Source organism: Streptomyces sp. NPDC092045 (assembly GCF_044756005.1).
Classification (GTDB): Bacteria; Actinomycetota; Actinomycetes; order Streptomycetales; family Streptomycetaceae; genus Streptomyces.
In genome coordinates, this window is sequence record NZ_JBIVSC010000003.1 from 190,064 (window position 1) to 215,166 (window position 25,103).

A 25,103-nucleotide genomic window follows, 5' to 3' on the forward strand; every position below is an offset into this window, starting at 1 on the left:
TCAGGTGCTCCCGTTCAGTTCCAGGGCGAGGCCCGAGCGGATCCACTTGCTGGACTCGATGGCCACGGCGACGGCCCGCGACGGGGTGTCCATCGCGCCGAGCAGCCGCTCCAGCTGGAAGAAGAGCAGGGCGTTGCCGTTGTTGCCGGTCTCGCCGACGCAGCTGATCTCCTCGGCCAGCGGGAAGTCGAGCCGTTTCACGATCCGGTCGGTCATGGTGACGGAGAGCTGCGGGGGCAGCAGGTAGGCGACGTCCTCCCGTTCCCAGCCGAGGTCGTCGAGGATCTCGTCGGCCACGTCGGCGGCGAGTTCGGGGACCAGTTCCTCGATGGCCTTGTAGTCCTCGCCGGCGGGTGGCTGGGGGCTGTCGCGGTCGGCGAGCCCGTACCAGCGGAGCACCTGGCCCGGTTCCCGGTCCAGGCCGGAGAGCCGGGTCAGGACGGTGCGGACGGCCGGGGCGTCGTCGTGGCCGGGCGCGGTGGTGAGGACGGCCGCGCCGGCGCCGTCGCCGAAGAGCACGTAGTTGACGAGCTCCCCGGGCGGCAGGGCGCCGAGGTCCGCGGTCACGTCGTAGTGCTTGGCGATGACGTCGCCGCCGATGACGAGGGCCGTGCGGTGGCGGCCGGCGACGAGCAGCGAGGTCGCCACGTCGAAGGTCTGCACGGCGCCCGAGCAGCCGGACTGGAGCTGGAAGGTCGGGATGCCGTCGATGCGGAGCCGGTCGGCGACGACGTTGACGGTCGCCGGCATCAGGGTGTCGGGGGTCGCGGTGCCGAGGACCACGAGGTCGACGTCGTCCGGGGACAGCCCGGCGCGGTCGAGCGCGGTCGCGGCGGCGGCCGTGGCGAGGTCGGCGAGCGACTCGCGGGGTTCGCCCGTCGCGAGGTCGAGGGCGAGATGGCGGGTGCGGGTGCCGATGAACGCGTCGACCCACTGCTGCCAGAGCCGGTCCATTCCGAAGCGCCCGGCCAGCGCCTCGGTGTCGATGGGGGAGCCTGGCAGTGCGGTCCCCGCCGACAGAACACGCACCGTACGGTCCGGGTCCACCACGTGGCGTCCTCTCTCTCGTTCCGTCCGGTCTTCCGTCCGGCTTGCGTCGGGACGCTAGGTCGGGGTTCTAAAGCAGCCCTGAACCACCGCGGCCGGGTGAGGTGCCTTCAGCGGCGCTTCAGCGGGGCCGCCGAGCCTGGGCGGGTGACAGCCATCGGATCCACGGCCGCGCCCGGGCGGCCGACCGCGCCGCGCGGCGCCCCGGGCCGTTTCCCGACCGGGACGACCTGGATGACCGGGATCACCGGTATGACGGAGGCGACCGGAACGACGGGGGCCGCGGGGCGCCCCGCCGCCGGGCCCTCTCCCTCCCGCCCGTTCGGTACGACGACGTGATCGAGCTGCTGCTGCCGCCGGGGGTGGCGTCGGCGGAGGCGTACGGCGACCCGCCGGACGCGCCGCTGTTCCCCGCCGAGGAGGCGCTGCTCCGCCGGGCCTCGGAGGGCCGCCGGCGCGAGTTCACCACGGTGCGGCTGTGCGCCCGGCGCGCCCTCGCCGGGCTGGGCGTCGCCCCCGCGCCCCTGCTGCCGGGCGAGCAGGGCGCGCCGCGCTGGCCGGAGCGGGTGGTGGGCAGCATGACCCACTGCGACGGCTACCGTGCGGCGGCCGTCGCGCGGCGGGCGCCGGAGGTGCTGTCCGTCGGCATCGACGCGGAACCGCACCGGGGCCTGCCGCCGGGCGTACTGGCGGCGATCGCGCGGCCCGCCGAGCTCCGCCGCGTCGACGGCCTCGTGCGCTCGCGTCCGTACGTCCACTGGGACCGGCTGCTGTTCAGCGCGAAGGAGAGCGTCTACAAGGCGTGGTTCCCGCTGACGCGGACGCGGCTCGCCTTCGAGGAGGCGGACGTCACCTTCGATCCGGCGGGTTCGTTCCGGGCGGCGCTGCTGCGGGGCCCCGGGCCCTCGGAGTTCACCGGCCGGTGGCTGGTGGCCGGCGGACTGCTGGTCACGGCGGTCACGTACCGGGGCTGACCCGCCGGGAGGTCTCCGCGCCGACGGCCGGGGGCGGCCGCCGGGCGTTCAGGCCCGCTCGGGTTCGGACCGGTCCGGGTCGGGCCCGCTCGAGGCCGGCCCCGCCCGGGTTCAGGCGCGCCCGGGTTCAGGCCCTCCCGCGCAAAGCGCTCTCGTAGGCCTCGTCGGGGTCGAGGCGGCGCAGTTCCTCGGCGATCAGCTCCGCGGTGGAGCGGACCTTGAGGGCGAGGACGCGGTGGGGCTGGCCGGGGATGGCGAGGCGGGCGACCGGGCCCTCGGGCCGGTCGATGAGGATCTCGCCGTCCGGGGTGCCCATGCGGACGCCGGTGATCACGGGACCGTCGGTGACGACCCGGTCGACGGGGACGCCGAGGCGGACCTCGAACCAGCGGGCGAGGAGTTCGGCGCTGGGGTTCTCCGCCTCGCTCTCCACGGCGGCGGAGGTGACGGCGAGCGGCGCCTGGTCGAGCGCGGCGGCCAGCATCGAGCGCCAGGGGGTGAGCCGTGTCCAGGCGAGGTCCGTGTCGCCGGGGGCGTAGGAGGCGGCGCGGGCCTCCAGGACGGCGAGCGGGTCCTCCACCGCGTACGCGTCGGTGATGCGGCGCTGGGCGAGCGAGCCGAGCGGGTCCTTGGAGGGGACCTCCGGCGCGTCGACGGGCCACCAGACCACGACGGGCGCGTCCGGCAGGAGCAGGGGCAGGACCACCGACTCGGCACGGGCGCAGAGTTCGCCGTGGAGCCGGAGCACGACCGTCTCGCCCGAACCGGCGTCGCTGCCGAGCCGCACCTCGGCGTCGAGCCGGGTCTCGTGCCGCTCGCGGGGGGCGCGCGCGTGGCGCTTGATGACCACGAGGATGCGGGAGGGGTGCTCCCGGGAGGCCTCGTTGGCGGCCTTGACGGCGTCGTAGGCGTTCTCCTCGTCGGTGACGACGACGAGGGTGAGCACGGCGCCGACGGCCGGGGTGCCGACGTCCCTGCGTCCCTTGAGGATCGCTTTGTTGATCTTGCTGGAATTGGTGTCCGTCAGATCGATCTTCATGTCGCGGCGCCCGTCCCTTCCTCTCCGGCGAGCCTAACTCCCCCGCGCGGCGAACGCGTGCGGGTCCCCGGCGGGCCCCGGGGAGCGCCTCGTCGATCGTGCCGGGCGCGCGGTGTCCGGTGCCTGATCCGGCCCGATCGGCAAGACGCCTCCTGGGGCGTGTGTCGAAAGTCCCGCCTGCCCTCCGGGCAGACGGCGCTACTTTCGACACACGCCCTAGGACTGCTCGGGGTCCGGCTCCGGGGCGGCCCGGTCCTGGGCGCGGCGGCCGACGACGGCGGCGGCCGCGAGCGCGGTGCCGAGGAAGGCGACGGCCACCACCCAGGGCCGGTCGAGGACGTGTCCGGTGAGGTGGTCCAGGGAGTACCGCCCGGCGCCGGTGACGCCGATCGCGGCGGCGGTGAAGCCGAGGAAGGCCGGGTACTCGTAGCCGCCGCCCTGGGCGAAGAAGCCGGCCGGGGCGTGCACCGAGACGGCGCCGGCCATGGCGCCGGCCGCGGCGGCCCCGGCGGCCGGGGTGGCGAGGCCGAGGGCGAGGAGGGCGCCGCCGCCCGCCTCGCCGAGACCGGCGGCGATCGCGCTCTGCCGGCCCGGTGAGAAGCCCATGGCCTCCATCGCCCCGCTCGTGCCCTCGACGCCCCCGCCGCCGAACCAGCCGAAGAGCTTCTGCGTGCCGTGCGCGGCGAGCACGGCGCCGGTGCCGACCCTGAGCACGAGCAGTCCGAGGTCGCGTCGGTTGGGGTGGGACATGGGGTTCTCCAGGTGCGGGAAGGGGCGCGTACGCCGTCCACTGTCCGCGTCCGCCGGGACTCCCGCCGTCCGAGCCCCGGATCCGTACTCCGTACGAGTACCCTTTTGCGGCTTTTGTCCGCTGTTGCTTTAGTGGGAGGGCTGTCGCCGTCCCGGGACCTTCGCGAGCCGCGCCCCCGGAAGCGGCCCGAGGGAAGTGGGTGCGCATGACCGCCGAGTCCACCGAGACCGCAGCCCTGCGGGAGAAGGTCCGGGCCCTGATGCCCCGGGCGAAGGAGGACCTGACCGAGCTGGTGGCGATGCGCTCCGTCGCCGACCCGCGCCAGTTTCCGCCCGAGGAGTGCGCGAAGGCCGCCGACTTCCTCGTCCGGGCCTTCACCGAGGCCGGGCTCAGGGACATGCGGCGGGTGACGACCCCGGACGGCACGGACGCGGTCGTGGGGCACGCGCCGGGCCCCGAGGGGGCGCCCACCGTCCTGCTGTACTGCCACTACGACGTGCAGCCGCCGCTGGACGACGCCGCCTGGCGCACCCCGCCCTTCGAACTCACCGAGCGCGAAGGGCGCTGGTACGGCCGCGGCGCCGCCGACTGCAAGGGCAACATCGCCATGCACCTGACGGCGCTGCGCGCGCTCGGCGGGCCGGAGGGGCGGGGCTTCCCCGTCAACCTCAAGTTCGTGGCGGAGGGCTCGGAGGAGCAGGGAACGGCCGGTCTGGAGAAGCTCGTCCCGCTCCAGCCGGACCTGTTCGCCGCCGACGCCCTGCTGATCTGCGACACCGGCAACTTCGCGCTCGGTCTGCCCACCGCGACCACCTCGCTGCGCGGGCTCACCAACGTCGTGGTGACCGTCTCCACCCTGAAGGGGGAGATGCACTCCGGCATGTTCGGCGGGCCCGCGCCCGACGCGCTGGCCGCGCTCGTCCGGATGCTCGACGGCCTCCGCGACGAGCACGGCAACACGGCGGTCAAGGGGCTCGCGGGCGACGGCTCCTGGCAGGGCGTCGACTACCCGGCCGAGCAGTTCCGCTCCGACGCCGGCGTCCTGGACGGGGTCTCCCTCGTCGGTACGGGGTCGGTCGCCGACGAGCTGTGGGCCCGGCCGGCCGTCACCGTCCTCGGCATCGACTGCCCGCCGGTCGTGGGCTCCTCGGCGGCGGTGCAGGCGAAGGTACGGGCCAGGGTCAGCCTGCGGGTGCCGCCGGGGATCGACGCGGACGACGCCCTGCGCGCCCTGACCGACCACCTGACCTCGGCCGCCCCCTGGGGCGCCCGGGTGGAGGTGGAGCCGGAGAGCGCGGGCCAGCCCTTCCGGGCGCGCACCGACGGCCCCGCCTACCGGGCCCTGGCGACGGCGTTCCGCGAGGCGTACGGGAAGGACATGGTGCAGGCGGGGCAGGGCGGATCGATCCCGCTGTGCAACGTGCTCGCCGCGCACTTCCCGGACGCCGAGATCGCGCTCATCGGCGTCGAGGAGCCGGGCTGCCTCATCCACGCGCCCAACGAGAGCGTGGACCCCTCGGAGATCGAGCACATGGCGCTGGCGGAGGCGCTCTTCCTCAGCGGCTACGCCACCCCCCTCTGACCCCGCCCCGCGCACGGCCCTCTGCGCGAACAGTCAGTCCTCCCCGCGAACGGCCTTCCTCGTGAACGGCCCCTCCCGCGAACGATCCCTCCCCGCGAACAGAACGGTTTCCGTCCCATGACACAGACTCACGACCGGTCCCACGAACGGCCCCAGGACCGGGACGCACCGCCCGGGCCCCTCGGCGTGCTGGCGGGCGCCGCCTGGCAGGCCCTGCTCCTCGCCGGTCTCGTGGCGCTGGTCCTCGGCGTCCTCGTCCTGGTCTGGCCCGGTGCCTCGCTGGTCGTGGCCGGCGTGCTCTTCGGCCTGTACCTGCTGTTCAGCGGTGTGATGCAGCTGGTGGCCGCCTTCGGCACCCATGTGAGCACCGCGCTGCGGGTCATGGCCTTCATCAGCGGCGCCCTCTCGATCCTGCTCGGCCTGCTCTGCTTCCGGGGCGCCATGCAGTCGATCCTGCTGCTCGCGCTCTGGATCGGCATCGGCTGGCTCTTCCGGGGCATCACCCAGACCGTGGCGGCGGCCTCCGACCCGGCGATGCCGGCCCGCGGCTGGCAGGTCTTCCTCGGCGTCGTCAGCGGGCTGGCCGGGGTGGTGCTGATCGTGTCCCCGCTGGAGTCGGCGGCGGTGCTCACGCTCCTCGGCGGCATCTGGCTGGTCGCCGTCGGCGCCGTCGAGATCGTCACGGCCCTCCAGGTCCGCTCGCGCGCCAGGAGCCTGCCGCCGGGAGCCTGACCGGGGCCCACCTGCCCGATCGCCGTCCTCCGCCGTCCGTCCGGTCCCCGGGCGGACGGCGGTCGTCGTTGACGCGTGCGCTACATTTTGCCGGTCCCCGACCGTCCGATCCCCGCGATCGCGAACCCTCCGGAGCCCGCATCCCATGAGCGACATCGTCAACGGCCTCGGCCGGACCAGTGCCTACGGCGCCCTCGGCGTGGTCCTGCTGATCCTCGGCATCGTGCTCGTGGACGTACTGACCCCCGGCAGGCTCGGGCGGCAGATCTGGGAGGACCGCAACCGCAACGCCGCCGTCCTGCTGAGCTCGGCGCTCCTCGGCATCGGCGGCATCGTCTTCACCTCGATCTGGACGACGTACGACGACTTCGGCAAGGGCCTCGTCTCGACCGCCGCGTTCGGCCTCCTCGGCCTGGTGATGATGGCGGTGGCCTTCTTCGTCGTCGACCTGGTCACGCCGGGGAAGCTGGGCGCCACCCTCGTCGACCCCGAGCCGCACCCGGCGGTCTGGGTGACGGCCTCCTGCAACGTCGCGGTCTCGGCGATCGTCTCCGCCTCGATCGCCTGAGCCCCCGGGGCTCAGGCCCCCATCGGCTCCACCTCCAGGAAGCGCCGGCCGCGCGGCCCCTTGTAGAGCAGGGCGTCCCAGCCGAGCCGGGCCAGGACGGGGACGCACGCGCCGAGCGCCTCCGCCTCCTCCCGCGCGGCGCCCGCGCCCGGCGGTCCCGACCACTCGACCACGGCCGTGCCGGGCCGCTCCCCCGCGGCGACCCGGTAGCCGGTGGAGCTCCGCGCCCCGGCGGCGTCCACGGACGAGGGCGTGATGCCGCCGGACTCCAGGGCCAGGGCCACCGCCCGGACCGGCTGGCGGCGCTCCCAGTCGGCGGGCACGGCCTTCGGGTCCCCGCCCCGCTCCCCCGTCAGCCCCCTGATCCGGAGCAGACCGTCGAGGGCCGCCCGGACCTCCCGGGAGCGCTGCTCGGCGTCGGCCGGGGGCAGGGGCGGGCCGTCGCCCGTGGCCGCCTCGAAGACGCCGGCGCCGCCCCCGTCGCCGCCTCCCCACACGGTCACCGCAGCCGCCGGATGTCGCCGCGGACCCGGTAGAAGCCGCCCGCGGCGGGGTGCAGGGCGTCGACCACGTAGCGCGCGCCGGGCTCGCGGATCGCGCGCGGGAACTGCACGTTCCACGAGGAGTCGTAGCCCCCCGAGACGACCCGCACCCGGGTCCTGCCCGACTCGCCGACACACTCCACGACCACCGCGCCGGCCGGGGCGTCGCTGACCACGGTCACGGCCGTGGCGGTCGTGGCGGGCTCGTACACCGGCATCGCGGCGGCCAGCTTGACGTCCCGGGCGACCGGGACCGTGCCCGCCTGGGCGGCCGTGATCGCGGCCTCGCTCGCGTCCACGCAGACCAGCGAGCCGTCGGTGGTCACCAGGTAGAGCCGCTCGTCCCGGTACTGCATGGAGAGCGCCGAGCCGCCGCCCGTGCCGAGCTTCCACAGCCGGGTGCCGTCCTCCGCGAAGCAGTAGACGGAGGAGGACGAGTCGCCCGCGAAGACGAACCGGCCGCCGGGCGAGGTGGCGCAGGAGTACACCGCGCTGTCGCAGGAGTACACCGCCTCCACGCGCCCGTCCTTCTTCGCGAGCCGCTGCACCTTCCTGCGGCCCGTGCCCGCGTAGACCGCGGTGTCCTCCTGCCAGCCGAAGAGGACCGCGCCGTCGGTGGCCGTGTGCCACAGCTCGCCGCCGCCGTCCGGCGCGTGGGCCGCGACGCCGCGCGTGTCCCCGTAGTAGACGGCGTCGCCGTCGGCGCGGACCATCCAGGCGTGCTCGCCCTGGCCGCCGCGCGCCCACTGGTGCTCGTCCTCGTGGTCGATGACGGTGAGCCGGCCCGAGCGGTCGGCGACGTGCAGGACGCCCTCGTGGATGTCGAGCCAGAAGATGTCGACGTCAGTGGCGATGTCGTACGCGGCGAAGGGGAGCTTGGACGACAGGTCGTACACCTTGCCGTCGTCGCAGCCCGCGTAGATCCAGAAGTCGTCGGCGACCAGGCACTTGACGCCGTCCGGCAGGCTGAAGCGGGCCTGGACCTCGCCGGTGCGGTCGAGCGTGAAGACGTCCCCCGCCTGGTTGCCCACCCAGCAGCGCTCCTCGTCGACGTGGATGCCGAAGGCCGCCGAGCCCGTCCGGAAGCGCCAGAGCACCGGGGCGACGGCCCGCGCGGTGGAGGGCGCCGAGGTCACCGCGCGGCGCGTCACCGGGCGGGCGGCGCGCGCTCCGCGCACCGCGGGGGCGTAGCCCTTGCGGACCTTCTCCCCTATCTTCTTCGCGGCGGCGGCCCGGGCCTTCTCCGCGGTCGGGAACGCGGAGCGCTGCGTCTGCCCGTCCGTGCCGATCCGGCCGTAGCGGACCGACACCGCGAGGTCCTCGACGGTCACTTCGTAGAACTTGTGGGCACCGCCGCCGTCCTGCGACAGCTCCAGGTAAGTCGTCGTCATGGGGAGAACGTTAGGGGCGACCACTGACAACGCCCCCGGGGCGGCCGCCGGCCCGCTCACGCCCCCGGTCGCCCGCCGCCGCGGCGTGGGCCAGCGGGTCGGCCAGGACGTCGCGCAGGACCAGGGCCGCCGCGCCCCGGGCCGCGTCCGCGGCGGCGGAGGCCGGGCGCAGGCGGCCCGCGTCCGGGGTCCAGAGGCCGGAGACGACGCGGCCGGCGAGCTCCTCCGTCAGGGCGGGCGCCAGCCAGGGCATCAGGCGCGGGTAGATGCCGCCCAGGACGACCGCCTCGGGGTCCAGGAGGTTCACGGCCCCCGACAGGGCGCGGCCGAGCATGCGGCCCGCCTCCGCGAGGGCGGCGAGGGCGCGCGGCTCCCCCGCTCCGGCGCGGCGCGCCAGGTCGGGGACGCCGGCCGCCCCGGCCGAGGCGAGGAGGGCCGCCTGTCCCGCGTACTGCTCCAGGCAGCCGCGCGAGCCGCAGCGGCAGCGGGGGCCCTCGGCGTCGACGGCCAGGTGCCCGATCTCGCCCGCGAACCCGTGCGCGCCGCGCAGGAGTTCGCCGTGGACGACGATCGCGCCGCCGACGCCGATCTCCCCCGTCAGGTGCAGGAAGGTGCGCACCTCGCCGAGGGAGCCGAACCACAGCTCGGCGAGGGCCGCCGAGTTCGCCTCGTTGTCGGAGGCGACGGGGAGGCCGGTGGTGGCGGGGCGCAGGGCGGTGAGGGCCTCGGCGAAGAGGCGTTCGGCGGGGACCTCGTTCCAGCCGAGGTTGGGGGCCTGCCGGACGGTCCCGCCGGAGACCAGGCCGGGCAGGGCGAGCCCGGCCCCCGCCGGGAGGAGGCCGAGGCCGGCCGCTTCGTCCAGGGCCCCGGCGGCGATGCGGGCGGCGCCGGCGAGGACCTCGCCGGCGTCGGCCGCGCGGTTGTCGAGGCGCTCGGTGCGGCGGACGCGGTCGGTGCCGGTCAGGTCGGCGACGCAGGCGGTGACGTAGTCGACGTTGATCTCGACGCCGAGTCCGGCGGGGCCGGTGTCGGCCGGTTTCAGGACGGTGCCCGGCCGTCCCGCCTGCCCGCTGAAGGTCTTGCCCGACTCGACGAGGAGGCCGAGGTCGAGGAGCTGCTCGACGAGGGAGGAGACGGCGGGCCGGGTGAGTCCGACGCGGGCCGCGACGGCGGCCCGGGTGGTCTCGCCCGCCTCGTGGACGCTCCGCAGGACGAGGCTCAGGTTGTGCCGTCGCACTCCCGACTTGTCGGCCTTGGGTTCCGTGGGCTGGTTCATGGTGAGCGAGAGCCTAGTCGCCCGTTTCGTTCGCACGGCAACGGCGTCCGGTGCCGTGTTCCCAGCTCCGTACGGCTCCCCGGTGCCGGACCCGTCGCGCCGGGGCTTCGCGGAGGGCGAGGCGCGGACCGCGCACCGGACCGGAGAGCAGCGGTGGACGCGACGGGCCTCCGCCGCCGTGCCGGGGCGCCGGGTCGTGTGCCGGAGGTCCCGGCCGACGGGCGTCGCGGCCCCGCCCCTGACCCGCCGGACGGGCCCTGGGGGGTGTCTCGGCGATCATGCCGGGCTCGCGGCGCCCGGTGACCGATCCGGCCCGATCGACAAGACACCCCCTACGGCCGGTTGCCGCCCCGGCGGTGGTAGGCGTCGCTGATGGTGGGCAGGGAGTTGTGGACGGCCCAGGAGTTGAAGGAGATCCGGTCGACCCGGGCCCGGCGCCGGGCCTCCTGCTCCTGGAGCAGGCCCTCGGCCGTGTCCGTCCTGCTTCCGCCCCGGCGGTGCACGACGACGAACGCCAGCACCCCCGCGCCGACGACGACCCCGAACAGCATGAACAGAGCGATCATGTGCGCCTCCCCGTGGTTACCGGCAGGGTAACCCGGAGATCACGGCCGGATCAGGGTGCGGCGGCGGAGTGGATCATGCCCGTTCCGCTCCCGCGCCCCGGTGGTCCATCAGCGGGGTCGGCGCCGCGGCCGTCAGGATTGCGGCGATCCGGTCCCAGGCCTCCTCGTCGCGGGGCAGCGGGGGCAGGACCTCGCCGGCGCCCGTGCCCCAGGCGGTGGCCAGGGCGACGGGGTCGGAGCCGGTGACCGCGCCCGCCGCGAGGGCGGCCGCGCCGAGGGCGACCGGCTCACCGGCCGCGGGGACGACCAGGGGGCGGCCGGAGAGTCTGCGGACGGTGTCGGTCCAGGTCCGGCCGCGCGCGCCGCCTCCGATCAGGCGCAGCGGCCGGTCCCGCGCGTCCGGCGCGGCCGGGTCGAGGCCGCAGGCGGCGAGGAGTCCGTCGAGGGCGCGCAGGACGGTGAAGGCGGCGCCCTCGTAGGCGGCGCCGAGGACCGCCCGGGGGTCCGTGCCGTGCCGGAGGCCGGTGACGAGTCCGGCGGCGTGCGGGAGGTCGGGGGTGCGTTCGCCGTCGAGGTAGGGCAGGACGACGACCCCGCCGCCGGGCACGGCGTCCTCCCGGTCCAGGCCCAGGAGGGCGGCGAACCGGTCGACGGCGAGGGTGCAGTTGAGCGTGCAGCCGAGCGGGAGGTACGTGCCGTCGGTGGCGGCGAAGCCGGCGAGTCCGGGGGCGGCGGGGCGGACGCGGGTCGCGGCGAAGACCGTGCCGGAGGTGCCGAGGCTGACGACGGGGTGGTCGAGCAGGCCCGCGCCGCCGAGGCCGAGCCCGACCGCGGCGGCCATGTTGTCCCCGGTCCCGGCGGCGACGGTGACCGTGCGGGGCAGGCCGAGGGCCCCGGCCGCCGCCGGAGCGAGGGTGCCGACGCGGGTGGCGCCGGTGGGGGCGAGGGCGGGCAGCAGGGCGGGGTCGAGGCCGACGAGGTCGAGGACCTCCCGGTCGTAGGCGCCGGTGGCGGTCCCGTACCAGCAGGTTCCGGAGGCGTCCCCGGGGTCGGTCGCGGCGGTTCCCGAGAGGCGCTCGGTGAGGTGGTCGTGCGGGAGGCGGACGCCGGTGACGGCGTCGGCCCGCCGGGGCTCGTGCTCGCGCAGCCACTGCCACTTGGCGGCGGTCATGGAGGCGACGGGAACGGAGCCGGTGCGGTCCCGCCAGGCCTCCGGGCCGCCGAGGCGGGCGGCGAGCGCGGCGGCCTGGGGTGCGGAGCGGGTGTCGTTCCAGAGCAGCGCGGGCCGCAGGGGCCGCCCGCCGGGGCCGAGGGCGACGAGGCCGTGCTGCTGGCCCGCGACGGCGATGCCGGTGACGACTCCGGCGGGGACGCCCGCGTCCCGTACGGCCGAGCGGACGGCGGTGACGAGCGCCGTCCACCACTCCTCCGGGTCGCTCTCGCGCGCACCGCCGGCCCCGGTGACGGTGTGCGGGGCGCGGCCGACGGCGAGGAGTTCGCCGGTGTCGGCGTCGACGGCGGCGGCCTTGGCGGACTGCGTGGAGCTGTCCACGCCGATCACGACGGAGCGGCTCGCGGGCACGCCCTCACCTCGTCTCGGTCTCGTCTCCCGGTGGGTGGCACCGAGGAGCGTCCTGGGGTTCGTTCCGGTTCGCCCCGAGGGTTCGTTCCGGAGGTTCGTTCCGGGGCGGGTCTGGCGCGGGTCTGGCGCGGCGGCGCCCCGTCCCGTATTAGTTATCTCAGAAAACAAATCCGGTGGCCAGTACCCGGCCGCCGGACGGCCCCCGCGCGCACGGCACGGGCCCGCCGCTCACGGAGCACGGCCCCCGGCGCACGAAAGAAGGACACCGCATGCCGGAGCGCTTCTCCCCCACCCCCGCGGACCGCTTCACCTTCGGTCTCTGGACCGTCGGATGGCAGGGCCGCGACCCCTTCGGCGAGGCCACGCGCCCCGCCCTCGACCCCGTGGAGGCCGTCGAGCGGCTCGCCGGGCTCGGCGCGTACGGCGTCACCTTCCACGACGACGACCTGATCCCCTTCGGCGCGCCGGAGGCCGAGCGCGACGCGGTCGTGAAGCGCTTCCGGGACGCCCTGGACCGCACGGGGCTCGCGGTGCCGATGGCCACCACGAACCTCTTCGCCCACCCCGTCTTCAAGGACGGCGCGTTCACCGCCAACGACCGGGACGTGCGCCGCTTCGCCCTGCGCAAGACGCTCCGCAACATCGACCTCGCCGCCGAGCTCGGCGCCGGCGTCTACGTGGCGTGGGGCGGCCGGGAGGGCGCCGAGTCCGGCGCGGCGAAGGACGTGCGGGTCGCGCTGGACCGGATGAAGGAGGCCTTCGACCTGCTCGGCCAGTACGTCACCGAGCAGGGCTACGACCTGCGCTTCGCGATCGAGCCCAAGCCGAACGAGCCGCGCGGCGACATCCTGCTGCCCACGATCGGGCACGCGCTCGCCTTCATCGAGCGCCTGGAGCGCCCGGAGCTCGTCGGGGTGAACCCGGAGACCGGACACGAGCAGATGGCGGGGCTCAACTTCCCGCACGGCATCGCGCAGGCGCTGTGGGCGGGCAAGCTGTTCCACATCGACCTCAACGGGCAGTCGGGCATCAAGTACGACCAGGACTTCCGCTTCGGGGCGGGCGACCTGCGCCAGGCGTTCTGGCTGGTGGACCTCCTGGAGACGGCCGGGTACGAGGGGCCGCGCCACTTCGACTTCAAGCCGGTGCGCACGGACGGCTTCGACGGGGTGTGGGAGTCCGCGGGGAACTGCATGCGCAACTACCTGATCCTGAAGGAGCGTGCGGCGGCCTTCCGCGCCGACCCGGACGTCGTGGCGGCGCTCGACGCCTCCCGGCTGCCCCGACTCGCCGTGCCCACGGCCGCCGACGGCCTCGCCGGGCTGCTCGCCGACCCCACGGCGTACGAGACGTTCGACGCGGACGCGGCGGCCGGGCGCTCGATGGCCTTCGAGCGCCTCGACCAGCTGGCCCTGGAGCACCTGCTCGGGGTGCGCCGGTAGGCAGGCGGGACGTCGGCGGCCGTGGGCGGGGACCGTCGGTGGCCGTACGGGCACCGGTGGACGCACGGCCGTCAGCGGATGTACGGGCATCGGCGGACGGGCGGGCGTCCACGGGGTCGCGCGGGGCGTCGGCCGGGCGTCCGGCCGCGTCCCCTGCCAGACTACGGACCGCGTCCGACCCCGCGCCGAGCCGTCCCCGAGGAATCCGCCATGCGTGTCGCCCTCTTCGTCACCTGCGTCAACGACGCCGTCTTCCCCGCGACGGGCGTGGCCACGGTCCGGCTGCTCGAACGGCTCGGCGTGGAGGTCGACTTCCCGGCCGCGCAGACCTGCTGCGGGCAGCCGCAGTTCAACACCGGCTACCGCGGGGAGACCGTGCCCCTCGTGCGGCGCACGGTGCGCGCCTTCGAGGGGTACGAGCACGTCGTCGTCCCGTCCGGTTCGTGCGCGGCCATGGTCCGGCACCACTACGGGGCGTTCGGCGCGGAGGTGCCGGGAGCGGCGGAGCTCGCGCCGCGCGCGTACGAGCTGACGGAGTTCCTGGTGGACGTGCTCGGCGTGACGGACGTGGGCGCGTACTTCCCGCACCGGGTGACGTACCACCCCTCCTGTCACGGCCTGCGCCTGCTCGGGCTCGGGGAGCGGCCCCGGCGGCTCCTGGAGGCGGTGAGGGGCCTGGACCTGGTGGAGCTGCCGGGCGCGGAGGAGTGCTGCGGCTTCGGCGGCACCTTCGCGGTGAAGAACCCCGACGTCTCGGCCGCCATGGGCGCCGACAAGCTCGCGAACGCGCTGTCGACGGGCGCGGAGGTGTTGTGCGGCGCGGACAACTCCTGTCTGCTGCACCTGGGCGGCATGGCGAGCAGACGGGAGGCGCCGCTGCGTCCCCTGCACCTGGCGGAGATCCTGGCGAGCACGGAAGAGGAGCCCTGGCGTTGAGCGGCGACGAGAGGACACCCCCGACGAGGTCCGGCCCGGCCTTCGTCGGCATGCCGGCGTTCCCGGAGGTGGCGCGGCGGGCCGTCGGCGACACGACCCTGCGGGCCAACCTCCGGCACGCCACGCACACGATCCGGGACAAGCGGGCGCGGGCGGTGGCCGAGCTGGACGACTGGGCCGCCCTGCGCGAGGCCGGGAAGCGGATCAAGGACGAGACGCTCCGCCACCTCGACACGCACCTGCTCCGGCTGGAGGAGGCGGTGACGGCGGCGGGCGGCACCGTGCACTGGGCACAGGATGCGGACGGGGCCAACCGGATCGTCACCGATCTCGTGCGGGCCACCGGCGAGCGCGAGGTGGTCAAGGTCAAGTCGATGGCCACGCAGGAGATCGGGCTCAACGAGCACCTGGAGGCCGAGGGCATCGCCGCCTACGAGACGGACCTCGCGGAGCTGATCGTGCAGCTCGGCGAGGACCGCCCCTCGCACATCCTGGTCCCGGCCGTCCACCGCAACCGGGGTGAGATCCGCGACATCTTCCGGGAGAGGATGGGGAGGTGGGGGCGACCGGCGCCGGAGGGGCTGGGCGACGCCCCGGCCGAGCTGGCGGAGGCGGCTCGGCTGCACCTGCGGGAGAAGTTCCTGCGGGCCAGGGTCGGGATCTCCGGGGCGAACTTCATGGTCGCCGAGACCGGCACCCTGGTCGTCGTGGAGTCCGAGGGCAACGGCCGCATGTGCCTGACCCTGCCCGAGACCCTGATCTCGGTCGTCGGCATCGAGAAGGTGGTGCCGACCTGGCGGGACCTGGAGGTCTTCCTCCAGACCCTGCCCCGCTCCTCCACCGCCGAGCGGATGAACCCGTACACCTCGATGTGGACCGGCACCGCCGACGGCGACGGGCCCCGCTCCTTCCACCTCGTCCTCCTCGACAACGGACGTACCGCCGCCCTCGCCGACGAGGTCGGCCGCCAGGCCCTGCGCTGCATCCGCTGCTCGGCCTGCCTCAACGTCTGCCCGGTGTACGAACGGGCCGGCGGCCACGCCTACGGCTCGGTCTACCCCGGCCCCATCGGCGCGATCCTCACCCCCCAGCTCCGGGGCACCGCCAGCGAGATCGACGCCTCCCTGCCCTACGCCTCCTCCCTCTGCGGCGCCTGTTACGAGGTCTGCCCGGTCGCCATCGACATCCCCGAGGTCCTGGTCCACCTGCGCGGAAAGGTCGCGGAACAGGGCGGTCACGCCCTCGAGAGGGCGGCGGTCAAGGCCTCCGCCTGGGTACTGGACCACCCGGGCGTGCTGGCGGCCGGGGAGCGCCTGGCCTCCCGCACCCGCGCGCTGCGTCCCCGGCGGGCGCCGGGTCCGGGTGTCCGCCGGTGGACCGAGAGCCGCGACCTGCCGGAGATGCCCGCCGAACCGTTCCGCGACTGGTGGAGGAAGAACCGCACATGACCGACGCACGCGCGCGCGTCCTCGCCCGGATCCGCGCGGCCGTCGCGGACGCGCCCGAGGCGCCCGCCACCGCCCGCGACTACCGGACGAGCCACGCCCCCGAGGACCCGGCGGCCCTCCTCGACCTGCTCCACGAGAACCTCGTCGACTACCGGGCCCACGTCCACAGGACCGCCCCGGACGGCCTGGCGGGGCTGATCGCCCGGCTCCTCGCGGAGCGCGGCGCCCGCAGCGTCGTCGTACCGCCCGGACTGCCCGCCGGCTGGCTCGCCGCCACGGAGGCCGCCCGGCGGACCGACGTGCCCCGGCTGACCCCGTACGAACTGGACGGCACCGACGCCGTGGTGACGGGCTGCGCGGTGGCGGTCGCCGAGACCGGCACGATCGTCCTCGACGGCGGCCCGGGCCAGGGCCGCCGCGCCCTCACCCTCGTCCCCGACCTGCACCTGTGCGTGGTCCGGGCCCCGGAACAGGTCGTCGCCTCGGTCCCCCTGGCCCTCCCCCGCCTCGATCCGGCACGCCCGCTGACCTGGATCTCGGGCCCGTCCGCGACGAGCGACATCGAACTCGACCGCGTCGAGGGCGTCCACGGGCCCCGGACCCTGGAGGTGGTCCTGGTGACCGGGCCCTGACCGGGCCGGCCGGGACCGCGTCCCGGCTCCTCCCTCAAGTCCCCGTGTCGGCAGGGAACTTCGGGGTACCCGGGTGGTGGGCCGGTCCGCTTCCGGATCGGCCCTCAGGGTGATCCTCCCGAAGGAGCGGAACATGACGACGCAGTATGACAACCGTCCGGCCGGTCAGCAGGTCCGCGCGACGAACGGCAACGTGATGAGCATCATCGCGATCGTGCTGGGCGTGATCTCGCTGGTCTTCTTCCCCATCGTGTTCGGCGTGATCGGCCTGGTGCTGGCCGCCGTCGCCAAGTTCGTCCGCCACGAGCGGCTCGCCACCGTCGCCCTCGTGGTCAGCGCCGCGGGCCTGGTCGGCGGCATGATCCTCGGCGCCGTCGTAGCGAGCGCGTGACCTCGTGGCCCGATGAACCGGGGCCCCGCGCCGAGACCGTCCCGGCCGGTGGTGGCGCCCCCCCCCCCCGCGGGGGGGGGCCCCCCCCCGGCCGGGACGGTCTCGCGTCCGTACGGTCCGGCTCGACGACGCGCCCCGAAACGGCCGGCCGGCCGTTTCGGGGCGCGTCGTCGGGCCTCAGCCCACCAGGTCCGGCGCGCGCAGCATCTCCGGCGGGACGCGCCAGGCGTCGACGAGGTCGACCGCGAGGGGGCGGACCTTGCGGCAGAGGTCGTTCACCTCTCGGGTGATCGCCTTGGAGCGCTGGACGGTGAGCCGGCCGTGCTCCATGAACCAGGCCCGGTCCGCCTCGATCGCCGAGAGGGCGAACAGGTCGCAGAGCAGACCGAGCGCCTCCTTGTTGCCGCCCTCGGGCATCGCCCGCACCCCGTCGACGAACGCTTCGAGGACGAGGCGTTCGACGTGCGCGTGGGCGAGCGCGATGACGTGGTCCTGGACCTGGGAGAAGACGGCGCCGGGGTCCTGCTTCCGGTCGATGCCGTGCTTGAGCCGCCGGGCCACGCCCGCGAGCATGTGCTCCTCGCGGTAGCGGACCATGGCGAGCTGGTACTCCGGGTCGAGCAGTCCGGCCTCCCGGTCCCACTCGTCGCCGCCGGGCAGCAGGTCGCGGACCCGTTCGAGCAGTTTGTGGGCCGAGGTCCGCTCCATGACCGTCTCGACGGCGAGGCCGGTGACGTAGCGGACCATGCCGAGCTGGTCGAGGTCCTCGAACTCGCTCGCGTGGTCGGTGAGCAGGCCCTTGGCCACGAGCTGGAGCAGGACGTGGTTGTCGCCCTCGAAGGTGGTGAAGACGTCGCTGTCGGCCTTGAGGGCGGCGAACCGGTTGACGGCGAGGTAGCCGGCGCCGCCGCACGCCTCGCGGCACTCCTGGACGGTCCGGGTGGCGTGCCAGGTGCCGAGCGCCTTGGTGCCGGCGGCCCGCGACTCCAGGCGGCGGCGCGCCTGCGGATCGTCCGCGGCGCCGGAGAAGACCTCGTGGAGCTGTGTGCGGACGACGTCCTGCGCGAAGTGCAGCGCGTACGTGCGCGCGACGAGCGGCAGCAGGCGGCGCTGGTGGAGTCCGTAGTCGAGGAGGAGCTGCTCCTCCGAACCCGGCGACGCCTCGAACTGCCTGCGCCGTACGGAGTACTTCACGGCGATCGCCAGGGCGACCTTGGCGATGCCGACCCCGGCGCCGCCGATGCTGACCCGGCCCTGGACCAGGGTGCCGAGCATGGTGAAGAAGCGCCGGTTCGGGTTCTCGATCGGGCTGGTGTAGACGCCTTCGGGGCTGACGCCGGCGAACCGGTCGAGCAGCGCCTCGCGCGGCACCCGCACGTCGTCGAACCGGATGCGGCCGTTGTCGACGCCGTTGAGGCCCATCTTGCGCCCGTCGTCCTCGATGCGGACGCCGGGCGCGGTCTCGCCGCCCACCCGGACGGGCACGACGAACGCGTGCACGCCCTCGGACGTGCCGCCCACCTCCAGCTGCGCGAAGACGACGGCCAGTTCGGCGTGGCGGGCCGCGTTGCCGATGTAGTCCTTGCGCGCCCCGTCGTCGGGGGTGGTGATGACGAACTCCCGGGTCGCGGCGTCGTACCTGGCGACGGTGCCGAGCGCCTGGACGTTGGAGCCGTGTCCGCTCTCCGTCATCGCGAAGGACCCCATGAGCCGCCCGGCGATCAGGTCCGGCAGGTAGGCCTCGTGGTGGCGCTCGGTGCCCAGGTGCAGGATCGCGCCGCCGAAGAGCCCGAACTGCACGCCGCTCTTCACCAGGACCGACAGGTCGCCGAAGGCCAGCGTCTCGAACGCGGCGATCGAGGCCCCGACGTCCCCTCCCCCGCCGTACTCGGCCGGGAAGCCCATGCCGGTCTGCCCCGTCGCCGCCATCTCGACCACGACCTCGCGCACCCGTTCGCGGAACGCGTCGACGCCGAGCTCGTCGGCCTCTTCGAGGACGGAGGCGTGCGTCACCAGGTTGGTCCGGACGAGGTCGCGGATCCCGGCGTACTCGCCGTCGAGCACCTCGGCCAGTGCGCGGACGTCGATCTCGGGCTGTGCGTAGCCGCCCTCGGAGGGGGATGCGTTGTCGGTGGCCATGCCCCTTCGCTACCCCGCCCCGGGACGATCAAGCGGGGCGATCGGGCGGGTGACCGGCGACACGGGCGCCGGACGGTGCCGGCGGCTCTCGCCGGGCCGGGCCGCGGCGGCCCTGAACAGGACGTGGTCGATGCCCTCCGGCTCGCGGAACAGCGGGCGGCCCTCGCCCGTGTCCCGGCCGGCCGCTCCCCGATGGGAGGCACCGGCGTCCGGCGGCGCGCGCCGTTCCTCGCTCAGGCTCCTTCGGGCGCGGCCTCTTCGGTGGTCCGGGCGGCGGCGCGGCGCCTGCGGTACAGCACCGCACCGCACACCGCGAGGAGGAGGGCGCCGACCGCGGCCACTCCGAGGGCCGTCCGCTCGGCGAACAGCCGCGCCAGCACTTCGAGCACCCCGAGCCCGGCGGTCGCGTAGATCAGGGCCCAGGCCGCTCCCCCGACGAACAGCGCGGGGAGGTAGCGCGGCAGGGGCATCCGCATGCTGCCCGCGAGGAAGTTGGCGGCGGTCTGGAAGCCGACGGTCAGGAAGGAGACGGCGACCACCGGGGCGCCCCAGCGCTGGATCGCCCGCTCCGCGCGCAGGAACCTGGCCGAGGAGATCCGTCCGGCGAGCCTGCTGCGCCGGGCACCGGCGCCGGCGAGCCACCCGACGGCGAAGGTGCCTCCGGCGCGCAGGAGGACGATGACGTACAGGGCGCCGGCCGTGAGCGCGATCTTATCCACGGCGCCTCTTCCCGGACGCCGGGCCGGGACCCGTGCGACTCCGATCCGCCGGGCGGGCCCTGGGGCGGACGTCCTCCGTCGGCCGTGCCGAAGGGCCCGTCCCGGCGTGCCCGCGACGGGCGCGCGCCCGGTCTCCGCTTCTCACCTGAGGTCCGCCTCTGCCCGTTCCGTCTCCCGCGTTCCCGCCGTGGCGGTCCGGGGTGCGGGCCCGGCGCCGGGCCGGGCTCCCCGGAACAGCCAGGTTAACCGAACGCCCGTACGCCGGACACGCGCATCCGGATGCCGGAAGGGGAGCCTCCCCACCGCCGTCCGGGGTCATGCCCGCGCGCCCCGTCTGCCGCGCGGCACGCGGCGCGTCCGGGCGCGGTCCTCCTCAGGAGGGCAGGCGGGCGAGGCCGCGGTGGAGGGCGCCGTCGGGGCGGGCGACCAGCTCCTCCCAGGTGCCCTCCTCGACGATGCGCCCCGCCTCCAGGACGGCGACGCGGTCGGCCCTGCGGATGGTGGCGCGGCGGTGGGCGATGACGACGGTGGTGCGCCCCTCCCGGTGGAGCGCGGCCGCGATCCGGGCGTCGCTCGCGTTGTCCAGGTGGGCGGTGGACTCGTCCAGGACCAGGACGCGCGGCCGGGCCAGGAGCGCCCGGGCGAGGGCGACGCGGGCCCGCTGGCCCCCGGAGAGCGTGGCGCCGCGCTCGCCGACCGGGGTGTCCAGCGGCGCGATCCGGTCGACGCCGCACAGGCGGGCCGTCTCGGCGAGGAGGGCCTCGTCGGCCCCGGGGGCGGCGAGCCGCAGGTTCTCGGCGAGGGTGCCGTGGAAGAGGGGCGCCTCCTGGCCGACCAGCGCGACGGCACTCCGGAGGTCGTCGTCGGCCAGCTCGCGCAGGTCGACGGCGTCCCCGTCGGCCGGTATCAGCTGCACCTCTCCCTCCGAGGGGTCCCAGAAGCGGGCCAGGAGGTGGGCGCAGGTCGACTTTCCGGCGCCCGAGGCACCGACCAGGGCGAGCGTCTCCCCCGCGCGGACGGTCAGCTCGACGCCGTCGAGGACGGGGCCGCCGCCGTAGTCGAATGTCACGCCGCGCAGCCGGACGCCCAGCGGCCCGGGAGGGAGCGGGCGGGGCACGGCGGGCGGCGGGGCGAGCGCGGGGGCCCCGACCGCCGCTCCGACGCGGGAGGCGGCGGCGCGCAGGGACACGGCCCGGCTCAGCGACCGGGCCGATTCCGCGACGGGGCCGAGGACAGCCAGGGAGAGGGCCACCGCCGCCGGGGCCCAGGCGCCGTGCAGCCGGCCCGAGGCCGTGGACTGCGCCGCCGCGGCGACCACGCCGAGGACCGCCGCCACGACGAGGAGGTCGCGGACCGCGGCGGCACCGGCCTCCCACGCGGCCTCGGCGCGCTGGGCGTCGCCCACCCGGCGCCCGCCCTCCGCCAGCCGGCGGCGCCGCCCGGGGAGCGCGCCGAAGGCGAGCAGCTCGCGCAGTCCGTCGACGGTCTCCACCGCGTCGGCCGACAGCTCGGCGACGGCCGCCCGGGTGCGGGCGCCGCGCGCCGCGCTCCCGCGCGCCTCGGCGAAGGGGGCCGCGGCGAGCAGGGCCGCGACCGGCAGCACGGCCGCGAGGAGCCACGGCTCCACCGCCGCGAGCACCGCCGTGCCGCCGGCGAGGACCGTCCCCGCCGCCAGGAGCTGGGCGGTGGTGTGGGCGTAGAAGAACTCCAGCGCCTCCACGTCGGCCATGGCGGTGGCCGCGAGGTCCCCGCTGCGCCGGCCGGCGACACGGGCGGGCGCGCTGCGGGCGAGCCCGTCGAAGACGCGCACGCGCAGGGCGGCGAGGACCCGGTAGGCCAGGTCGTGCGAGAGGTCCATCTCGCGCCAGGTCGCCAGGGCCCGTACGAGGACCAGGGCGACGAGCGCGGCGACGGTGCCGGGCGACGGGGCCCGCGCCCCGATGACGGCCGTTCCCACGGTGTGCGCCGCGAGCGTCACGAGGGCGACGAGGGAGCCCTGCTCGACCAGGGCGGCGGCGCAGGTGCGGGCGGTCGTGGCGCGGTGCCCGGCGAGGGCGGGGAGGAGGGCGCGGAGGGCCCCGGGGGCGGGTGCGTCCGCGCCGGGTGCGGGGGCGGTCCCGGGTGTGGTGGTCCCGGTGGCGCCGGGGGCGGTGCTCATGCGGCGAGTTCTCCTCGGTGGGTGCGGCCGGCTTCGACGAGGCGCGTGTAGACGCCGCCGGCCTCGACCAGGCCGGTGTGGTCGCCGACGGCGTCCACCCGTCCCGCGTCGAGGACGACGATGCGGTCGGCGTGGCGGACGGCGGCGAGCCGGTGGGCGACGACCAGGACGGTGCGGTCGCCGGCGGCGTCGAGGAGTTCGCGGACGATGCCGGCCTCCCGGCGTTCGTCGACCGAGCTGGTCGCCTCGTCGAGGACGAGGACCGGGGCGTCCGCGAGCAGGGCCCGGGCGAGCGCGAGCCGCTGCCGCTGTCCGCCGGAGAGGGTGGCGCCGCGTTCGCCGAGGACGGTGGCGTAGCCGTCGGGGAGGGCGGCGATCTCGTCGTGGACGCCGGCGGTGCGCGCCGCCGCCGCGAGTTCGCCGTCCGTGGCGCCGGGGCGGGCCGTGCGCAGGTTGTCGGCGATGGTGGCGTGGAAGAGGTACGTCTCCTGCGACACCACGGCGACGCCCCGCCGGAGCGCGTCGAGGGAGTACGCGGCGGCGGGGCGCCCGTCGAGGGTGACGCGGCCCCCGTCCGGGTCGTGGTGGCGCAGGAGCAGCGCGAGGAGGGTGGACTTGCCCGCGCCGGACGGGCCGACGATCGCGGTGGTGCGTCCCGCCGGCGCGGTGAAGGAGACGCCGCGGAGGGCGGGCTCCGTCGCGCCGCCGTAGGTGAACCGGACGTCCTCGAAGCGCAGCTCCGGGGGCGCCGGCCAGTCCGCGGGGGCCGTCCCGGTGTCGCGGACGCCGGGCTCGGCGGTGCGCAGTGCCGCGATCCCGTCCGCCGCCGACGCCCCGAGGTAGCCGGCGTGCCACTCGCGGGCCAGGTCGCGGACCGGCCGGAAGCACTCGGAGGCGAGGAGCAGCACCAGGTAGGTGCCGGTCGCCGTGGTGGACCCGCCGAGGGCCGCGTGGCAGGCGAGGAGCGCCGCGGCGACGGTGCCGCCCTGGATCGCGAGGTCCGTGATGCCGGTGTCGGCCAGGGAGACGCGGAGCTTGGCGACGGTCGCCCGGTGCAGGGCCGCCGAGCGCTCCTCCAGGCGGGCCCGGGTACGGCCGACCGCGCCGGCGGCGCGCAGCGCCGGCATGCCCTGCAGGGCTTCCAGGTAGTCGGCGCCCAGCCCCTCGTACGTGTCCCAGTGCTCCTTGCCCCGGGCGGCCAGGAGGCGGTCCCAGGCGCGCGGGCCGCACAGGGCGAGCAGCAGGGCGGGGACCAGGCCGAGCAGCACCGGGGGTTCCACGGCGGCCAGGACGGCGAGCACCAGGGGCGGCACGGTCAGGGTGACGAGGAGCTGGGGCAGGTAGCGCGAGACGTAGGCGTCGACGCCCTCCACCCCGTCGACGAGGGTCGTACGGACGGCTCCGGCGCGCGCGGTGGTCAGGTGGGCGGGTCCCAGGCGCCCCAGCCGGTCGAGGAGTTCGTCCCTCAGGGCCACTCTGACCCGTGCTCCGGCGCGGGTGGCGGTGCGCCGCTGCCACGTGCCGAGTCCGGCGCGGGCGGCGACGGCGGCGAGCACCGCGGCGAGCAGCCAGGGGAGCCGTTCCGCGCGGCCGCGGGCCAGTTCGGCGAGGGCGAGGGCGAGCAGGGCCGCCTGGGCGAGGTGGGTGAGGGCGACGGCGCCCTGCAGGAGGGTGGCGGCGAGCAGGGGACGGTGTGCGCGCCGGGCGGCGCGGCGCAGTTCGGGGTGGACGATCACGGGGTGTTCTCCTCGTCGGCGTGACGGGTACCGAGGGCCAGGGCGTGGACGATCCAGTCCCGGCCGGGGGCGGCGCCGAGCGCGGCGCCGAGGTCGGCCCGCTGCCAGGAGCCCACGGGCCGGGCGGTCAGGCCGTGCTGTCGGGCGGTGAGGTGGGCGAGGTGGACGGCGAACCCGGCCCGCAGGTGGGCGCGGCGGATGTGCGGCGCGCCGGCGTCCTCGGGGCAGCCCCGGGCGAGCAGGACGGCGCCCGCGCCGGCGATCCACGCCTGGCCCGCCGCCCAGGCCGCGAGCGTCGGGCGGGCCTCGCCCGCCGCGCGCCGGCGCAGCGTCGTGCCGTCGGGGGCCAGGTCGACGAGGCCGGGCCCCGGCGGGCCCACGGCGGCGCACCACCGCAGGTCGTCGCCGCCGGCGGCGGTCGCGGTGGCGAGGACGGCGCGCAGCGCGTCCGGGGACGGAGGTCCCGCCAGCGGCGGCGGGGTGCTGCGGCGGGCCAGCAGTTCTTCGGGGGTGGGCGCGCGCGACAACGGCGGTCCCGGGAGGGCGCGGTGGACCGACGGCCCCTCGGGGGCGGGTACGCGCGCCGGCGACGGGGAGGACGAGGAGTCGGCCGGGCCGGGCGGGGCGATGCGTACGGCCGCCAGCGGGTGCTCGGCGGCCCCGTCGAGGACGGGTTCCGGCTCCCCCGCGTCCGTCGCGCGGGCCGCGAGGAACAGCGCGGCGGCGGCGTGCCCGGTGTCGAGGAGCAGGAGCGGCCGGGCGCGGTGGCCGTAGTGGGAGGCGGTGCGCCGGGCGGTGACGGAGAGTTCGGCGGTCACGCCCGGCGGCGTGCCGTCGGGCTGCCGGCCGAGGCGGTGGACGCGGTGGCGCAGCGGGTCGTAGCCGTAGCGGCCCGGCGGCAGGGAGCAGCCGGCGCCCACGACGAGTTCGGTGTCCACCGGGTGCAGCGCGCCGGCGGAGGCGGCCGGGCGCAGCCGCCCGGAGGCGTCCGAGGCCGCCAGGGAGAGGCGCAGCAGGGTCCCCAGGTCGAGTTCCGCCGGTCCGGGGTCCGGGATCGGGCGCGGCGGCCCCGGCCAGGCGGGAACGGCCGTTCCGGCGGACGTGTCGGGGCCGGGGGCGCGGGAGGAGCGGGCGAGGGCGAGTTCGGCGGCGAGGCCCTCGGGGCGCGCGCCTCCGGGGCGCCGCCCGCAGGCCGGGCGGTCGGTGTCGGCGTCGGGGGCGGGGGCGGGGGCGGTGCCGGCATCGCCACCCGGGCGCACCCCGGCCACCGGACGGTCGGCGTCGGCGTCGATACCCGGGCGGGCCCCGCCCGCCGGGCGGTCGGTGTCGGTGTCGGTGTCGGTGTCGACTTCGGCACCCGGGTACACCCCGGCCACCGGGCGGTCGGCGTCGGCGTCGGGCCCCGGGTGGGACCCGCCCGCCGGGCGGTCGGTGCGGAGGCGTTCCACGGTG

At 76.2% G+C, this 25,103-nt stretch carries 22 protein-coding genes; 9 read left to right on the top strand and 13 right to left on the bottom strand.

Going from position 1 to position 25,103, the window contains the following annotated elements; all coding sequences use genetic code 11:
• Entirely contained in the window at positions 1-1,050 is a 1,050-nt protein-coding gene (locus ACIQKA_RS11005) for a 3-oxoacyl-ACP synthase III family protein (protein WP_402540713.1), read from the bottom strand.
• Between the two features lie 332 nt (positions 1,051-1,382).
• On the opposite strand from ACIQKA_RS11005, the gene ACIQKA_RS11010 reads away from it, so the two are divergent.
• A complete protein-coding gene (locus tag ACIQKA_RS11010) occupies positions 1,383-2,021 on the top strand; it encodes a 4'-phosphopantetheinyl transferase (protein ID WP_383158434.1) in 639 nt (212 codons plus the stop codon).
• 127 nt (positions 2,022-2,148) lie between these two features.
• On the opposite strand, the gene opcA is transcribed toward ACIQKA_RS11010, so the two are convergent.
• Both opcA and ACIQKA_RS11020 read right to left on the bottom strand, forming a co-directional pair.
• Positions 2,149-3,060 (bottom strand): glucose-6-phosphate dehydrogenase assembly protein OpcA, encoded by a 912-nt coding sequence (gene opcA, locus ACIQKA_RS11015; RefSeq protein ID WP_383158431.1) that lies wholly within the window; start codon positions 3,058-3,060, stop codon positions 2,149-2,151.
• A gap of 216 nt (positions 3,061-3,276) precedes the next feature.
• Positions 3,277-3,810, bottom strand: a complete 534-nt coding sequence (locus ACIQKA_RS11020; RefSeq protein ID WP_383158430.1) for a DoxX family protein — start codon at positions 3,808-3,810, stop codon at positions 3,277-3,279.
• Between the two features lie 206 nt (positions 3,811-4,016).
• On the opposite strand from ACIQKA_RS11020, the gene ACIQKA_RS11025 reads away from it, so the two are divergent.
• The 3 genes from ACIQKA_RS11025 (at position 4,017) to ACIQKA_RS11035 (ending at position 6,693) form a co-directional block, all read left to right on the top strand.
• Complete coding sequence (locus ACIQKA_RS11025; RefSeq protein WP_383158427.1) at positions 4,017-5,393, top strand: dipeptidase; 1,377 nt, start codon at positions 4,017-4,019, stop codon at positions 5,391-5,393.
• 117 nt (positions 5,394-5,510) lie between these two features.
• Positions 5,511-6,125 (top strand): DUF308 domain-containing protein, encoded by a 615-nt coding sequence (locus ACIQKA_RS11030; protein WP_391096985.1) that lies wholly within the window; start codon positions 5,511-5,513, stop codon positions 6,123-6,125.
• 145 nt (positions 6,126-6,270) lie between these two features.
• Positions 6,271-6,693 (top strand): DUF350 domain-containing protein, encoded by a 423-nt coding sequence (locus ACIQKA_RS11035; RefSeq protein WP_383158422.1) that lies wholly within the window; start codon positions 6,271-6,273, stop codon positions 6,691-6,693.
• An 11-nt stretch (positions 6,694-6,704) separates the two neighbouring features.
• Here ACIQKA_RS11035 and ACIQKA_RS11040 read toward each other — a convergent pair whose 3' ends face one another.
• The 5 genes from ACIQKA_RS11040 to xylB all read right to left on the bottom strand — a co-directional run bounded on the left by ACIQKA_RS11040 (position 6,705) and on the right by xylB (position 12,050).
• Positions 6,705-7,196, bottom strand: coding sequence for a hypothetical protein (locus ACIQKA_RS11040; protein ID WP_402540715.1), 492 nt, complete (start codon positions 7,194-7,196; stop codon positions 6,705-6,707).
• Complete coding sequence (locus ACIQKA_RS11045; protein WP_383158417.1) at positions 7,193-8,626, bottom strand: WGR domain-containing protein; 1,434 nt, start codon at positions 8,624-8,626, stop codon at positions 7,193-7,195. The genes ACIQKA_RS11040 and ACIQKA_RS11045 overlap by 4 nt, the downstream gene beginning before the upstream one ends.
• 10 nt (positions 8,627-8,636) lie before the next feature.
• Positions 8,637-9,902, bottom strand: coding sequence for an ROK family protein (locus ACIQKA_RS11050; protein WP_383158414.1), 1,266 nt, complete (start codon positions 9,900-9,902; stop codon positions 8,637-8,639).
• A gap of 332 nt (positions 9,903-10,234) precedes the next feature.
• Positions 10,235-10,468, bottom strand: a complete 234-nt coding sequence (locus tag ACIQKA_RS11055; protein ID WP_402540717.1) for a hypothetical protein — start codon at positions 10,466-10,468, stop codon at positions 10,235-10,237.
• 73 nt (positions 10,469-10,541) lie between these two features.
• Positions 10,542-12,050, bottom strand: a complete 1,509-nt coding sequence (gene xylB / locus ACIQKA_RS11060; RefSeq protein WP_402540718.1) for a xylulokinase — start codon at positions 12,048-12,050, stop codon at positions 10,542-10,544.
• Positions 12,051-12,319: 269 nt separating this feature from the next.
• Between xylB and xylA the strand changes: the two genes are divergently transcribed.
• The 5 genes from xylA (at position 12,320) to ACIQKA_RS11085 (ending at position 16,899) form a co-directional block, all read left to right on the top strand.
• A complete protein-coding gene (gene xylA / locus ACIQKA_RS11065) occupies positions 12,320-13,492 on the top strand; it encodes a xylose isomerase (protein ID WP_383158407.1) in 1,173 nt (390 codons plus the stop codon).
• 210 nt (positions 13,493-13,702) lie between these two features.
• Positions 13,703-14,428 (top strand): (Fe-S)-binding protein, encoded by a 726-nt coding sequence (locus ACIQKA_RS11070; RefSeq protein WP_383435034.1) that lies wholly within the window; start codon positions 13,703-13,705, stop codon positions 14,426-14,428.
• 50 nt (positions 14,429-14,478) lie between these two features.
• Complete coding sequence (locus ACIQKA_RS11075) at positions 14,479-15,876, top strand: LutB/LldF family L-lactate oxidation iron-sulfur protein (RefSeq protein WP_402540956.1); 1,398 nt, start codon at positions 14,479-14,481, stop codon at positions 15,874-15,876.
• Positions 15,873-16,508: a lactate utilization protein C gene (locus ACIQKA_RS11080; protein ID WP_383158403.1), complete on the top strand. Its 636-nt coding sequence runs from the start codon at positions 15,873-15,875 to the stop codon at positions 16,506-16,508. Before ACIQKA_RS11075 ends, ACIQKA_RS11080 begins: the two co-directional genes overlap by 4 nt.
• 133 nt (positions 16,509-16,641) lie before the next feature.
• Positions 16,642-16,899, top strand: a complete 258-nt coding sequence (locus tag ACIQKA_RS11085) for a hypothetical protein (protein WP_383158400.1) — start codon at positions 16,642-16,644, stop codon at positions 16,897-16,899.
• A gap of 177 nt (positions 16,900-17,076) precedes the next feature.
• On the opposite strand, the gene ACIQKA_RS11090 is transcribed toward ACIQKA_RS11085, so the two are convergent.
• From ACIQKA_RS11090 to ACIQKA_RS11110, 5 genes are all read right to left on the bottom strand, one after another.
• The gene (locus ACIQKA_RS11090; protein WP_402540720.1) at positions 17,077-19,038 is read right to left on the bottom strand and encodes an acyl-CoA dehydrogenase; all 1,962 of its coding nucleotides are present in this window, start codon (positions 19,036-19,038) and stop codon (positions 17,077-17,079) included.
• A gap of 233 nt (positions 19,039-19,271) precedes the next feature.
• On the bottom strand, positions 19,272-19,757 hold the full coding sequence (locus ACIQKA_RS11095) for a DedA family protein (RefSeq protein ID WP_402540721.1): 486 nt from the start codon (positions 19,755-19,757) through the stop codon (positions 19,272-19,274).
• A 373-nt stretch (positions 19,758-20,130) separates the two neighbouring features.
• Complete coding sequence (locus tag ACIQKA_RS11100; RefSeq protein ID WP_383446165.1) at positions 20,131-21,915, bottom strand: ABC transporter ATP-binding protein; 1,785 nt, start codon at positions 21,913-21,915, stop codon at positions 20,131-20,133.
• Positions 21,912-23,651 (bottom strand): ABC transporter ATP-binding protein/permease, encoded by a 1,740-nt coding sequence (locus ACIQKA_RS11105; RefSeq protein ID WP_402540723.1) that lies wholly within the window; start codon positions 23,649-23,651, stop codon positions 21,912-21,914. Before ACIQKA_RS11105 ends, ACIQKA_RS11100 begins: the two co-directional genes overlap by 4 nt.
• On the bottom strand, positions 23,648-25,099 hold the full coding sequence (locus tag ACIQKA_RS11110) for a SagB/ThcOx family dehydrogenase (RefSeq protein ID WP_402540725.1): 1,452 nt from the start codon (positions 25,097-25,099) through the stop codon (positions 23,648-23,650). Before ACIQKA_RS11110 ends, ACIQKA_RS11105 begins: the two co-directional genes overlap by 4 nt.
• Between the last annotated feature and the right edge of the window lie 4 nt (positions 25,100-25,103).